We start from the raw sequence: 13,916 nt of genomic DNA on the forward strand, positions 1-13,916 counted from the left end.
CCTCCGATCAGCTCTGGTTGTCGCCGCCGCCGCCGCCCGAGGAGCCGCCGCCGAACGTGCCGCTCGGAGGCGAGTACGGATACGCGGTGCTCGGCGACTGCGCGCTCGGGTAGGACGAGCCGAACGACGAGCTCGGCGTGTTGCCGGGCGTCGTCACCGGCGTGCCCACGGGCTGCACCGGCGACGTGACGACCGACTCGGCCTCGGGATATCCGGTGCCGACGTCGTAGCCGCCCATCGCGTAGCCCTCCTCGACCGTCGTGCCGCCGTCGGGGCTGCTCTTGAAGAAGCGACCGAGCACCAGGCCGAACGCGAACGCGCCGCCCAGGAAGAGCGCGGGCTGCGTGCGCGCGAAGCGCTCGACGCCGTCGACGAGATCGATCGCACGGTGCTCGCGCAGGTAGCGCGACGCGCGGTCGATCTGGTCGCCGAGGCTGTCGGCGTACTGCGAGAGATCGCCCGCCTGCTCGTCGCCGCGGAGGTTGTCCCCCGTGCCGCGCACCGCGTGCGCGATGTGCTCGAGCTGCTCCGCGAGTCGATCCTTGCCGTGCTCCGCGAGCGAGCGGATCTGCTCCTTCGCGTTCTCCGCCTGATGCTTCGCCTGCTGCTCGAGGTCGCGCCTCGACCCCAGGCCGCCGGACGTCGGCTGCCCGATCCGGTTCTCGAGTTCCACCACTTCGACCTCCGCGAGTGAAAACGCGAAGGGACTTCGCAAGCGGAGTGCCGAAGATGCGTACATCTCACGACGCGGTGCATCGTGCGACCGCGCACGAAGAGCGCGCGACACCGCGCCTCGTCAGCGACGCACGAGCACGACGTAGAAGTACGAGCCGTTCCACGGAATCACGCGATCCACGCGGAAATTCTCACGGAGCCACGCGCTGGCGGCGAGGCGACGCTCGACGGGCTCGCCCGCGAGCCCCGTGACGCTCGCGTCTCGATCGATGCGCGGCGCCACGAACGAGCGGAGCACGATCACCGACGCGCCCCGCGCCGCGAGCAGCTCGGGCTCGACCTGTTTGTCGAGGTGTGCTCCAGGGCGCCGACCGATCGTGGGATCGGTGATCCCACCGAGATCGACCACGTCGAAGCCGCCCGCCCACGGCAGATATCCGACGTCGACCAGCGCGACCGGCGCGTCGCCCGCGAGCGCCGCGAGCTCGTGCGCGAGCGGTGCGCCGATGCGCGCGCGCGTCTCGCCGATCTCGCGGGCACGCGGGATCTGCACGAGCGCGTCGACGGCGGGCGCGACGATCGCGAGCACGACCGCGACGATCGCGATGCGCCTCCGCAGCCCGCGCGTCAGCGCGATCGCGCGCGCGCCACCGATGCCCGCGAGCAGCGCGTACGCGGGAACGATCGGCGCGAACAGGCGGAACCCCGGCATCCAGTCTCCGCCCGCAATCGCCACCGCGATCACGTGCGCCGAGAGCGCGAGCGCGAGGAAGCGCAGCGTGCGCGCGCGACGCGCGGCGCGGAACGCGAGCAGCGCACCGCCGCCGAGCCCGGTCACGATCACGAGGCCGCGCGCCACGTAGCCGATGCCGCGCGAGAGCTCGCCCGGCTTCGCGTCCCACGCGAGCGGGATCGCGGAGCCGAAGAGCGCGACACGGAACGCGACGAGCGAGAGCGCACCGAGCGCCGCGATCGAGAGCGCGATCTTCGCCTCGCGTCGATCGCGCGCCGCGCACGTCGCGATCAGCGCAGTCGAGAGGACCGCGGTCTCGGGCCTGAGCCACGCGAGCGCCGCGATCGCGACGCCGAGGATCGCACCGCGCGGCGCGGGTCGCGCGATCGCAGCGAGACACGCGATCGTCGCAGCGAGCGCGGCCATGCCGGTCTCGAGCCCCGCGACGCTCCAGATGCCGAGCGTCGCGCCGCTGCCCGCGATCAGCGCGACGAGCCACGCGCTCGGCCCACCGAGCGCATGCCGCGACGCTGCACGGCACGCGAGCGCCGCCGCGAGCGCGCCACACGCGAGGCCCACGATCTTCGACGCGATCAGCGGGTCGAGCCCGACGAGCTCCGCGACGACGCCGGGCACGATCGCGAGCGGCCCGGTGACGCCGTCGGTCGGAGGCCCGTCGATCATCGTCCAACCGAGGCCGCGCGCGAGCCGTCGCGCGTAGCGCGCGAGCACGTAGGCGTCGTCGACCGTGTAGTCGAACGCCGCGCAGCCGATCGCGAGCACCAGCGCCGCTGCGAGGGCGGGCGGCGCGGCGCGCGCGCGATCGACGGGGCCACGTTCGAGCGGCGCGTTCGTCATCTCGGGTATGCTCGCTCCCGCCCTCGACGCGCGCGGCGATGGAACCCGGCACCCGCATCGGCAAGTACGTGATCGACGCCCGCTTGGGCGAAGGGGGCAACGGCACGGTCTACGCCGCGCGCGACGGAGTCCTCGGGCGTCACGTCGCGCTCAAGATCCTTCATCCGCACCTCGTCTCCGACGCGCAGATCGCGGCGCGCTTCAGACAAGAGGCGCAGGCCATGGCCCAGCTCAACCATCCCAACGTCGTGATCGTCCACGACTTCGTGGGCGAGGCCAACCGTTGGGCGATCGTGATGGAGCTCGCCGTGGACGGCGAGACCCTCGGATCGCTGATCAAACGCGAGCAGCGGCTCGATCCGGCGCGCGCGGTGCGGCTCTGCGCGCAGATCGCGGCGGGGCTCGGTCATGCGCATGCGCGCGGCATCGTGCACCGCGACGTGAAGCCCGCGAACGTGCTCGTGCTCCGCGATGCCGGCCACGACGTCGCGAAGATCACCGACTTCGGCATCGCGCGCGTGGCGAACGGCGAGCGGCGCACCCAGGCCCAGCTGACGCTCGGGACGCTCTGGTACATCGCGCCCGAGCAGGCGCAGAACTCGAGCGTCGACGCGCGCGCCGACGTCTACTCGCTCGGCGCGACGCTCTACGAGGCGCTCACCGGGAGCGTCCCCTTCCCCTACGACAACGCGGCGCGCGTGCTCGCGGCGCACATCTCGGAGATGCCGCGCCCACCGTCGACGCGCGCCCCCGGAGTCCCCGCGGCGCTCGACGATCTCGTCCTGCGTTGTCTCTCGAAGAACCCCGACGAGCGCCCGCGCGACGGCGATCACCTCGCCGCGCTGCTCGGTGCGATCGTCCCCGCGCCCGCGCGTCTGCCGATCCCATCGACGCAGGTCGCGAGCGCCGCGCCCATCGCGCCCGTCGCGCCGCCGCGCCCGCAGCGCTTCACGCGCGAGGAGAGCCAGGTCGGCATGTGGATCGGCATCGGAGGCCTGGTGCTCCTCGCAGGAGTCTGCCTGCTCGGCAGCTTCCTCTGCGTGCTCACCGGCTTCCTCCGTTGAGGGCGCTCGTCTCGTCCTTCGACACACACGCGTGACATCGCGCACGCGAGACCTGCTACCCTCCGCACGCGATGCTCCGCACGCGCGTCATCGCCGGCTGGACCTCGTCGATCGTGCTCGCGCTGGTCTTCGCGACGCTCGTCACGATGTTCGCGCGCATCGAGGTCTTCGTGGAGCCACTCCGCGTGGTCCCCGGCGAGCCAGCACCGGTCACGCTGCGCCTCGCGCCCACGCGCATCCACGCGACCGAGGACGGGCAGGTCCGACCGATCCGCATGATCGCGCCGCGCGTCGCGCGCGGTGAAATCGTCGAGGATCCCGTCACCGCCGCGCTCGTGACGTCCTACGAGGACGCGCGCCGCCCGCCCCGCGCCGACGAGATCATCGGGCTCTTCGCGGTCTACTTCTTCCTCGGCCTGCTCGCGGCGACGTGGCTCCGCATGCTGAGCCCCGGGCGCGGCGCGCTGATGCGCACGCAGCTCGGCCTGCTCGGGATCACGCTGCTCCTCGTCTCGTACGCGAAGCTCTACTTCCTGCTCACCGACGCCGCGACGACGCTCGTCCCGATCGGTGCGCTCTCGCTCTGGGTGCGCGTCTATCTCGATCGCCGCACCGCGTTCATGATCGCGCTGGTCGCGAGCTGCGTCGTCGCGTCGATGGCGGACTTCGATCCGATCGCGGCAGTCGTCTTCCTCGCGTGCGGCATGAGCCCGGTGCTGCTCGTGCGCGATCGCAAGAAGACGTGGACGATGCTGCCCGCGGGCGTCGCCGGCGGCATCGCGGGCGCCGCGCTCTTCGCCGCGGCACGCGTGCTCTTCGTCGGCGAGTTCGATCTCGACGCCGAGCTCGCGCAGCCGCTGCGCTCCGACTTCCTCGGCGCGCTCGCGTCGGGCCCGCTCGCCGGGATCGTCGCGGTCGGCTTCCATCCGCTCTCGTGGCGCGCGCTCGGCGCGGTGTCGCGACAGCGCCTGCTCGAGCTCTCCGACCTCGATCAGCCGCTCCTCCGCAAGATGGCGAAGGAAGCGCCGGGCTCGTGGGAGCACGCGCGCGCGATGGCGAACCTCGCCGAGGCCGCCGCGAACGCGATCGGCGGCGACGCGCTGCTCACGCGCGTCGGCGCCTACTACCACGACCTCGGCAAGACGATTCAGCCGAAGCTCTTCGTCGAGAACCTCACGCGCGGCGAGCAGACGCCCCACGCGCAGTACGAGCCCGACGTGAGCGCCGACGCGATCATGGCGCACGTGGTCGAGGGCACGAACATCCTGCGTCGGGGCGGCGTGCCCGAGCCCGTCGTGGAGTTCGCGTACACGCACCACGGCACGAGCGTGATCGAGTTCTTCTGGCACAAGACGCTCGAGGCCGGGAACCCGAAGGGCCGCGACGAGTCGTTCTTCCGCTATCCCGGCATGCGCCCGCGCACGAAGGAGACGGCGATCCTCATGCTCGTCGACTCCATCGAGGCCGCGTCGCGCACGATCGACCCGCCCGAGCGCGACAAGTTCGAGGAGATGGTGCAGCGCATCGTCTTCGTGAAGCTGCGCCAGGGTCAGCTCGACGAGTCCGGCCTCACGCTCGCCGATCTGCGCACGCTGACGACGCAGCTCGTCGACACGCTCTGCAACGTGCACCACTCGCGCATCCGCTACCCGTGGCAGGACCGGAAGGACAAGGGCGAGAAGCAGCTGCCCATCCCCGGCGCGGCCACCGAAGAAGAAGTCGTCCGCGCGCGCGCCGAGGCCGAGGAGCGCGAGGCCGACACGCCGGAGAGCGAGACGCGTCCCACCGACAACGCATCCGAGGACCACGACGACCATGACCACCACTGATCGCAGCTTCATGAAGTCGCTCTTCGGCGGGGTGATCGAGCAGGACCTCGTCTTCCCGTATCCAGAGCTCAAGGCCGACGAGCGCGAGAACCTCTCGCTGATGCTCGACAACGTGCAGAAGTTCTGCGAGACGCGCGTCGACTCCAAGAAGATCGACAAGGAGCACACGATCCCCGAGGAGGTGCTCGCGGGCATGAAGGAGCTCGGGCTCTTCGGCCTCTCGATCCCCGAGGAGTACGGCGGGCTCGGCCTCAGCACGACGTCCTACGCGCGCGTGATGCAGGAGGTCGCGGCGTACGACGCGTCGCTCGCGGTCACGATGGGCGCGCACCAGTCGATCGGCTGCAAGGCGATCGTCCTGCTCGGCACCGAGGCCCAGAAGCGCAAGTACCTCCCGCGCCTCGCGAGCGGCGAGCAGGTCGCGGCGTTCGCGCTCACCGAGCCCGGCGCGGGCAGCGACGCGGCGAGCATCACCACGCGCGCCGAGCTCTCGCCCGACGGCGAGCACTACATCCTGAACGGCTCGAAGATCTGGATCACGAACGGCGGCTTCGCCGACGTCTTCACGGTGTTCGCGCGCACCACCGAGCTCGATCCGAGCGCGAAGCCGAAGATCACCGCGCTGATCGTCGAGCGCGCACACGGCGTGAAGAACGGCCCGAACGAAGAGAAGATGGGCATCCGCGGCTCGTCGACGACCGAGATCTTCTTCGACGACGTGCGCGTGCCCGCCGGCAACGTGATCGGCGAGGCCGGCCGCGGCTTCAAGGTCGCGATGGAGGTGCTCAACAACGGGCGCCTCGGCCTCGCGGCGGGCTGCGTCGGCGCGAGCAAGCGCCTCATCGACATGGCGACCGAGCGCGTCAACGAGCGCAAGGCGTTCGGCCGCAGCATCGGCGACTTCGGGATGATCAAGGAGAAGATCGCGCGGATGGTCTGCGAGACCTACGCGCTCGAGTCGATGACGTACCTGACGACCGGGCTCGTCGACGCGAAGGTCGCCGACTACTCGGTCGAGAGCGCGATCTGCAAGGTGTTCGGCAGCGAGACGCTGTGGAGCGTCGTCAACGAGACGCTGCAGATCGCGGCGGGCATCGGCTACATGGTCGAGTACCCGTACGAGCGCCTGATGCGCGACTCGCGCATCAACATGATCTTCGAGGGCACCAACGAGATCCTACGCGCGTTCATCGCGCTCGCGGGCATGCAGGGCCCGGGGCGCCAGCTCGCAGAGGTCGCGCGCGCGATGCGCGAGCCGATCAAGGGCTTCGGCCCCCTCAGCGAGTACGTGATCCAGCGCGCGCGCAGCGTGATCGGCCGCGAGCGGCTGAGCCGCGCACATCCGGTGCTCGCGCGCGAGACCGTGCTCTTCGAGCAGCAGACCGCCGCGCTCGCCGCGGCGACCGAGCGCGTGCTGCGCAAGCACGGCAAGGACATCGCGGAGAAGCAGTTCGTGCAGAAGCGCATCGCCGAGGTCGCGATCGACCTCTACGCGATGGCGGCGACGCTCTCGCGCACCACGCGCGCGATCGAGGCGCGCGGCGAAGAAGGCGCGCGGCGCGAGATCGAGCTCTGTCAGGGCTTCGCGATCATCGCCGAGAAGCGCCTCGCGGATCGGCTCGGCGAGATGGAGCGCGACAGCGACGAGCTGCTGAAGAGCATCGCGACCCGCGCCTACGAGGACCGCGGGTACCCGCTCGACATCGTTTGAGCTCCAACCTTCTCAGCGCGCGAGCAGCGCGCCCGCCACCACGATCGGCCAAGCCCACAGCGCCAGCCCCGCGACCCACCACGCCGCGAGCAGCGCCGCATCCCCCACGCCGGGCTCGATCTCGCGATCGAGCCCGAGCCGCTTCCGCGCGTCCTCGACGCGCTCCTCGAGCATCGCCTCGTCGAGCTCGCTCGCCGCATAGAGGCTCTTGCTCCGGCGCCCCCGCGCGAACGCCGTGAGCACCGCGCGCGGCGCGATGAACACGCCGTACTGCATCGCGAACAGGTTCAGCACCCACGCCGCGAGGTGCCCGCCGCACCCCGCGCCGATCTCCCACGCCGCGATCTCCGACTCACCGGTCCAGTCCGCCGCGTAGCCGGTGAGCACGTGGTGCAGGTCGTGGAGCTTCACCGCGCGACGGCGCGCGTCGCTGTTCGGGAAGCCGATCGGGATGCCCGCGATCTTCTTCAGCTCGACCCACGTCGCTTCGTAGCCGCCGTCTCCGAAGCCCCACGCGTCGAAGTACTTCTTCCGCGCTTCGCGGAGCGAGAGCGTTCCTTCGTAGACGACCGTTCCTGCTGCTGCTTCCACGATCCACCCTCCTCCGCGAGCCCGCGCACCAAGAGCTCGAGCGACGCGCGCAAATGCGCGCGCGCCGCGTCCACGCTCGGCGAAGCGCCGCCGAGCCAGCCCATCAGCGCGAAGATGTAGAGACCGAACACGGTCACCGCGGCGAGCATCGAGGGCACGTCCGCGCGCACCGCGCCGACCTGCTTGTGCTGCTCGATGCGCTCGACGAGCGCGCCCACGAACGCCGAGTCGATCTCCTCGCGCGCGCGCCGCGCGCCCTCGGTCGCGAACGCGAGCTCCTTCACGAAGATGCGCGCGAGCTCCGGGTCCTTCGCGTACATCGCGAAGAAGCGTCCGAAGATCGCGTCGAGCTCCGCGACCAATCCGCCCTCGGTGCGCAGCGCGAGCGCCTGCGCGGCCGTGCGTCGCATGCGGTCCTGGAAGACCATCGCGACGAGGTCGACCTTCGTCGGCGCGTAGAGGAACACCGTCCCCTTCGCGATCCCGGCGCGCTCTGCGACCGCCTGGGTCGTCGTCGCGTCGAACCCTCGCTCCTTGAAGAGCGCAGCTGCCGCGTCGCGGATCGCCGCTTCCTTCTCGGCCTTCTTGCGCTCGCGGAGCCCGCCGCCCTCGTGCTCGTCCCGATTCATGACCCGAGTCATTTATGACCACAGTCATTTTCGTGGTCAAGACCGGGCCGCGCGCGCTGTCGTGTGCGGCCGCCTCTTGCGGCCGATCCGGCGAACGTGGACGATCCGACTCTTCCTCGGAGGTCCTGCTCGATGCATCGCTTGCCGTCGTTGTTCCTCGCTGCGCTCCTCGTCACGAACGTCACGGCCTGCGCGGAAGGAGGAGGCGGCACCGGGGGTGGCACGGACAGCGGCCCCGTGACGACGTCCGACGCCGGCCCGCGCGAGGACGGCGGCGGCACGCGGCGCGACGCATCGAGCGGCACCTGCGGCGCGGGCCAGCACACGTGCGGCGGCGGCTGCATCGACGATCTGCCGAACGAGCCGGAGAACGGCTGTCGCCTCGGCTGCGGCGAGGCCTGCCCCGCGCCGCCCGGCATGGGCACTACGATCTGCAACGCCGGGGGCGAGTGCGACTTCGAGTGCACGCCTCCGTTCAACCGCGACGGCGACGCGTGCGTCTGCGTGCCGCGCACGTGCGACGACATGGGCGCGATGTGCGGCGCGCCCGACGACGGCTGCGGCACTCCGCTCGACTGCGGCAGCTGCGGCGCCGGCGGCTCGTGCATCGACGGCCGCTGCGCGTGCACGCCCGACGCCCGCGAGCCGAACGACTCGCACACCACGGTCACGAGCCTCGGCACCTACGCGGACTCCGACGATCCCGACTTCGAGATGACGATGGTCAACCTCGACGACGATCGCGACGAGGACTGGTTCCGCTACGAGATCACCGACAGCAACACCGACAACGCGGTGATCACCGTGACGCTCGACGACATCCCGGCCGGCAGCGACTACCGGCTCGCGGCCTACTACGACTGCGGCTCGGACCCCGACCTCAGCACGTGCACCGCCGGCACTGGGGACAACATGGTCGGCCGCGGCTGCGCGTCGGACAACGCGGGCACCGCGAGCGAGACGGTGACGATCGACACCGACTGCGATCGCTTCCTCAGCGCCAACGACAGCGGCACGCTCTACGTCCGCGTGACGTCCGCCACCTTCGGCGGCAGCTGCCAGGCCTACAGCCTCTCGATGCGCGTGCGGTGATCAGCGGTCGCGCCGCACGCGCGCGACGAGCTTCGGCGGCTCGAGCCGGCCATCGCCGGGATCGAGCCGCGCGTCGTGCCGCGCGATCACGCGCAGGTTCACGACGTTGATCAGCACGTGCGCCACGATCGGCCCCTCGAGCGCGCCCGTCAGCTCGTAGATGCCGCCGAGCACGAAGCCCATCACGACCGCCCACGCGGTCCACGGCACGAGGTCGCGGCGCGGCGCGAGGTGCAGCAGCCCGAACCCGATCGACGTGACGACGTAGCCCAGCGCGGGCTGGAGCGCGCCGCGGAACAGCAGCTCTTCCGCCACACCGCTCGCCAGACCCAGCAGAACGAGCTGCGCGCCGCTCGCGCCCTCGACGAACGTCTTGAGCTCGCTGCGCAGCGCCTTCGCCCACCGCGTCCGCGCGAGCAGCGAGCGCGTCGACATGATCGTGATCATACCGACCACGAGACCGAGGCCGATCGACACGACGCTCGCGGCGCCCCCGAGATCCACGATCGCCGACGGATGTCTCACGATCATCGGCCGCCCCAGCGCGAGCCCGAGGCCCAGCGCCACGATGATCGTCACGGCGTACGCGACGAGCGCACCGGTGATGCGCCGACGGCTCACGAGTGTTTCCTCGCACGAGACCCGAGATGCAGCGTTGACACCCCAGGCCCCCGCGACCTACACCAGCGGCCCCACGCGATCGCTCTGTCCACCCAGTTCCTTCTCGGGCAAGATCCGTCACCCGAGGTCCACGAGGCCTCTCCCGCGCGTCTGGCGCGCGACGAGGGCCGCCGCTCCTCGGGCTCGCTGTCGATGGAATACCACGGTCACGACGAAGCGCCTCGCATCCTGGTCGTCGACGACGAGAAGGTGATTCGCGAGATCCTCGCGGACTTCCTCTCGATGGAGGGCTTCTGGGTCCGCACCGCGGAGGACGGAAGCGCCGCGCTCGTCGAGCTCTCGCGACACCACTACGACCTGGTCCTCAGCGACCTGAAGATGCCCAACATGGGCGGGCTCGAGCTGCTGCAGGCGATCAGCAAGCACACGCCCAACGTCGTCACGGTGATCATGACGGGCTTCGGCACCGTCGAGACCGCGATCGACGCGATGAAGCGCGGCGCGTACGACTACATCCTCAAGCCCTTCAAGGTCGAAGAGGTCGTCCACACGATCCGCCGCGGGCTCGAGAAGCAGAAGCTCACCGCGGAGAACCTGCGCCTCAAGGAGTCGCTCTCGCTCTACAAGGTGAGCGAGGCCATCGCCGCGTCCCTCTCGCTCGAAGAGGTGATGCACACCGTCACCGACGCCGCGATCCACGAGCTCGACGCCGATCAGGTGTCGATCGTGCTCAAGGACGGGATGGGCGGCTTCTTCGAGCGAGGCCGCGAGCTGCACCCGGACTTCCGCCCGGTGTCGGAGCTCGCGTCGCTCGATGCGAGCGCGCTGTCGCGCTTCTTCCAGGAGGACCAGCCGCTGCGCGTGCACGGCTCGCAGGTCTTCGACTACGTCAAGGCGAGCGAGACCGGCATGAAGCCGCACTCGCTCGTCGTCTGCCCACTTCGGATGCGCAAGGAGAACGTCGGCTTCCTCGGCGTCTTCAGCTACACGCGCGGCAAGAAGTTCGACGAGGGCCAGCGCAAGCTCTTGCTCATGGTCGCGCACCGCGCCGCGGCCGCGATCGAGAACGCGAAGCTGTACGAGGACCTCAAGGCGACGTTCCAGCAGACGATCAAGGGCCTCGCGAGCGCCATCGACAAGATGGATCGCTACACGTCGGGCCACTCGGAGCGCGTCGCGGCGTACGCGCAGATCCTCGCGATCAAGCTCGGTCTGCCCGAGGAGCAGGTCGAGATCGCGCGCCAGGCCGCGCTGATGCACGACATCGGCAAGATCGGCTGCGTGATGAACCTGAACAAGCCGGGGAAGCTCTCGCAGGAGGACTACGAGGTCTTCAAGCGACACCCCGACTTCGGCCGCGACATCCTCGAGCCGATCACGTTCCTGCACCCGCTGATCCCCGGCGTGCACCTGCACCACGAGCGCTGGGACGGCCGCGGCTATCCGCTCGGGATGAAGGCGCAGGAGATCCCGCTCCTCGCGCGCATCATCTCGGTCGCCGACACCTACGACGCGATGACGAGCGACCGCGCATACCGCAAAGCGCTGCCGCACGACGTCGCGGTGAACGAGATCCTCCGCTGCGCAGCATCGCAATTCGATCCCGACTGCGCGCACGAGTTCCACGAGGCGATCGAGGCCGATCGCGAAGAGAAGCAGGCGAACGGCGAGCCCGTTCCCGAGTGAGCGCCAGCCGGCGAGACCGCAGAGAACGCAGAGAGCCGCAGAGATCGGAGAAGCATCTCTCCTCTCTGCGGCCCTCCGTGGCCCTCTGCGGTTGATCTCTCTGCTCAGCGCGGCGACGTCGTGACGTGCAGCTCGTAGTCGGCGCGGTTGCCGCGGCCGCCATCGCGCACGTAGACGACGTACCAGCCGGGCTCCACCACGCGCGCGACCGCTTCGCTCGACGCGCGACCGCGCGCTGCATCGAGCACGCGTGCGCGCGCATCGCGCAGCTCGAGATCGAGATCCGTGCGATCCGCGTCGCCGCCGCTGCCGCGGATCACGAGGCGCACCGAGAGCATCGAGCGGCGCTCGACGCGCACGCGGTACGCGCGGATCGCATCGAAGCCGGTGTCCGGGCGGTTCGCACCGCCGCTCGGTGCTGGCTGCGTGAGCCCGTCGATCTTGCCCTGCGCCGCTTCGCCCGAGCGAAGATCGAGCGGCCACGGCGCGATGTCGCCCTCGGGCAACACCGACGCCGGCTCGCCGGTGCGCGCGAGCATCGTGCGCACGCCCATCTCCGGCACGCGCCCGCTCGCGACGAGGAAGCGCAGGAACGTCGGCAGCGACGGGAACGCCCCGTCGAGCCGCGCGATCTCGATCATCGCCTGGAGCAGCGGGGCTGCGCCGAGCGCAATGCCATCGGCGTCGTCGTCGGGGAGCGTTCCGTCGCCGTCCGCGAGATCCCAGAGGATGCCCGCGACGCTCGTCTCGGAGCCGATGCCACGCGGGCCCATCGGCGTCTCGAGGCTCTCGTCGACGCGCATGCGCCCGTGCGGCGCGAGCCCGATGGTGTCGCGATACGCCGGCGCGCCGAGCACCGCCGTCGCGAACCACGTCGCACGCCCTTCCTCCCACGCGAGCCCAGGATCGATCAGCGCGCCGCGCGGATGCTGACCGCCCACCGACGAGTCGCCGGTGAGCCGATCCATCACGAAGTGACCGAGCTCGTGCAGCACGATCGCTTCGTCGTGCTCGTCGGTATCGCTCGTCGCCTGTGCGCCGGGATCACCGCCGAGCAGCTCCACGCAGAAGCGTCCCGATCCCTCGGGGCGCTCACCGCGGTAGTAGCTCCACTCGCGCGTCACGCCGCGATCCCAGTACGCGTAGACCGGCGGCAGCACGCGGCCCGACCACGCGCGCACGGTCGCGATGCCGCGATGCATGGTGTCGAGCAGGTGCAGCGCGCCCGCGAACGAGCCCTGGTGATCGCGCGCGACGACCGTGATCTCGCTCGCCGACGCCGGCACCCGCACCGCGTGGATCTGCGCGCCCTGCGCGTCGCGCGTGACGGTGACCTCGTCCTCCGCGGTCTGCGCGCGCACCTCGACGAGCGCCGCGTTGCCCGGTGCCTGCACCTCGAAGCGCCCGTCCGGCGTGGTGCGCGTCTGCACCAGCGCGCGCCCCTCGCGATCGAGCACGCGGATGACGATGCCGCCCGACGGGCGCAGCTCGAGCTCGTTCGAGAGCCCGTGCGGCGTCGGCGTCCGCGCCTCGAACATCACCGAGCCACGCAGCGCGATCGGCGCGATGGACCGCACATCCACCACGCGCGCCGGGCTCGCGCCGCAGCTCGTGAGGATCGCGGCCAGCGCGGCGATGGTCAGCCGAACGGCAAGATGCGCTGAGGCAGACTCTCCGCGATACGACCGACCAGCTCGCTGAGATGCGAGCCGTCGCGGAGAAAATCGTAGTCCTCTGCGCGGACCAACAGCTTCCGAGAACGGTCCCACGATTCGAAGAACGCATCGTACCTGAGACTCAGGTCCTCGAGGTACGAGATCGGGATCGAGTCCTCGTAATCGCGGCCACGTCGTGCGATGTTGTCGCGACAGCTCGCCACCGAGCGCTGCAGGTAGACCAAGAGGTCCGGCGGACGCACATCGGCGAGGAGCTGCGACGCGAGCATCCGATAGGTCTCGAAGTCGCGATCATCCATCGCGCCGCGCCCGTGCAGGTTCGCGGCGAAGATGTCCGCGTCTTCCCACGGCGTGCGATCCCAGATCGCGCTCGCCCCCTCGTCGATCACCCGGCGCGTGTCGATGATTCGTTGCGCGAGGAAACGCAATTGAGCGGGCAGCGCATATCGACGCATGTCGCCGTAGAAGTCGGCGAGATACGGGTTCGCTTCGGTGCTCTCGAAGAGGCCGGTGAACCCGAGGCACGCGACGAGTCGGTGGGTCAGCGTCGTCTTGCCCGAGCCGATGTTCCCCGCCACCGCGAGCAGGACCTGACCACCCACGCGGGTGACGCTAGCACGCCCTTCCCGCGATTGACGCCACCGAGGAAACTCCCGTAGTCTCAATCCATGTCGCGGGGTCCCGGCGTGGGCCCGAGAGCGACGCGGCTCCAAAGGAACGGAGCCGAAGGGGTCTCGAACTGCAGGGGTCG

11 protein-coding genes are annotated in these 13,916 nt (G+C 70.4%); 5 read left to right on the forward strand and 6 right to left on the reverse strand.

The genetic code is table 11. The features are described 5' to 3' along the window. Positions 1-7: 7 nt before the first annotated feature. Together I5071_RS14470 and I5071_RS14475 are read right to left on the reverse strand one after the other, a co-directional pair. The gene (locus I5071_RS14470; RefSeq protein WP_236606038.1) at positions 8-673 is read right to left on the reverse strand and encodes a hypothetical protein; all 666 of its coding nucleotides are present in this window, start codon (positions 671-673) and stop codon (positions 8-10) included. Positions 674-796: 123 nt separating this feature from the next. After that, positions 797-2,266: a hypothetical protein gene (locus tag I5071_RS14475; RefSeq protein WP_236606039.1), complete on the reverse strand. Its 1,470-nt coding sequence runs from the start codon at positions 2,264-2,266 to the stop codon at positions 797-799. Positions 2,267-2,304: 38 nt separating this feature from the next. On the opposite strand from I5071_RS14475, the gene I5071_RS14480 reads away from it, so the two are divergent. The 3 genes from I5071_RS14480 (at position 2,305) to I5071_RS14490 (ending at position 6,870) form a co-directional block, all read left to right on the forward strand. After that, entirely contained in the window at positions 2,305-3,330 is a 1,026-nt protein-coding gene (locus I5071_RS14480; RefSeq protein WP_236606040.1) for a serine/threonine-protein kinase, read from the forward strand. Positions 3,331-3,401: 71 nt separating this feature from the next. Beyond that, the gene (locus I5071_RS14485) at positions 3,402-5,159 is read left to right on the forward strand and encodes an HDIG domain-containing metalloprotein (protein WP_236606041.1); all 1,758 of its coding nucleotides are present in this window, start codon (positions 3,402-3,404) and stop codon (positions 5,157-5,159) included. Further along, a complete protein-coding gene (locus tag I5071_RS14490) occupies positions 5,146-6,870 on the forward strand; it encodes an acyl-CoA dehydrogenase family protein (RefSeq protein WP_236606042.1) in 1,725 nt (574 codons plus the stop codon). The genes I5071_RS14485 and I5071_RS14490 overlap by 14 nt, the downstream gene beginning before the upstream one ends. A gap of 467 nt (positions 6,871-7,337) precedes the next feature. On the opposite strand, the gene I5071_RS14495 is transcribed toward I5071_RS14490, so the two are convergent. Next, positions 7,338-8,090, reverse strand: coding sequence for a TetR/AcrR family transcriptional regulator (locus I5071_RS14495; protein WP_236606043.1), 753 nt, complete (start codon positions 8,088-8,090; stop codon positions 7,338-7,340). Positions 8,091-8,222: 132 nt separating this feature from the next. Here I5071_RS14495 and I5071_RS14500 point away from each other — a divergent pair, with 132 nt between their 5' ends. Beyond that, on the forward strand, positions 8,223-9,182 hold the full coding sequence (locus tag I5071_RS14500) for a hypothetical protein (RefSeq protein WP_236606044.1): 960 nt from the start codon (positions 8,223-8,225) through the stop codon (positions 9,180-9,182). On the opposite strand, the gene I5071_RS14505 is transcribed toward I5071_RS14500, so the two are convergent. Continuing rightward, positions 9,183-9,803, reverse strand: coding sequence for a CPBP family intramembrane glutamic endopeptidase (locus I5071_RS14505; protein ID WP_236606045.1), 621 nt, complete (start codon positions 9,801-9,803; stop codon positions 9,183-9,185). 192 nt (positions 9,804-9,995) lie between these two features. On the opposite strand from I5071_RS14505, the gene I5071_RS14510 reads away from it, so the two are divergent. Then, on the forward strand, positions 9,996-11,489 hold the full coding sequence (locus tag I5071_RS14510; RefSeq protein WP_236606046.1) for an HD domain-containing phosphohydrolase: 1,494 nt from the start codon (positions 9,996-9,998) through the stop codon (positions 11,487-11,489). Between the two features lie 104 nt (positions 11,490-11,593). Here I5071_RS14510 and I5071_RS14515 read toward each other — a convergent pair whose 3' ends face one another. Together I5071_RS14515 and I5071_RS14520 are read right to left on the reverse strand one after the other, a co-directional pair. Next, positions 11,594-13,072 carry a hypothetical protein gene (locus tag I5071_RS14515; RefSeq protein ID WP_236606047.1) on the reverse strand — a complete coding sequence of 493 codons (1,479 nt, stop codon included), beginning with the start codon at positions 13,070-13,072 and terminating at the stop codon, positions 11,594-11,596. Positions 13,073-13,128: 56 nt separating this feature from the next. Continuing rightward, positions 13,129-13,830: a deoxynucleoside kinase gene (locus tag I5071_RS14520; RefSeq protein ID WP_236606048.1), complete on the reverse strand. Its 702-nt coding sequence runs from the start codon at positions 13,828-13,830 to the stop codon at positions 13,129-13,131. Positions 13,831-13,916: the final 86 nt, after the last annotated feature.

This window comes from Sandaracinus amylolyticus (genome assembly GCF_021631985.1).
Classification (GTDB): Bacteria; Myxococcota_A; Polyangia; order Polyangiales; family Sandaracinaceae; genus Sandaracinus; species Sandaracinus amylolyticus_A.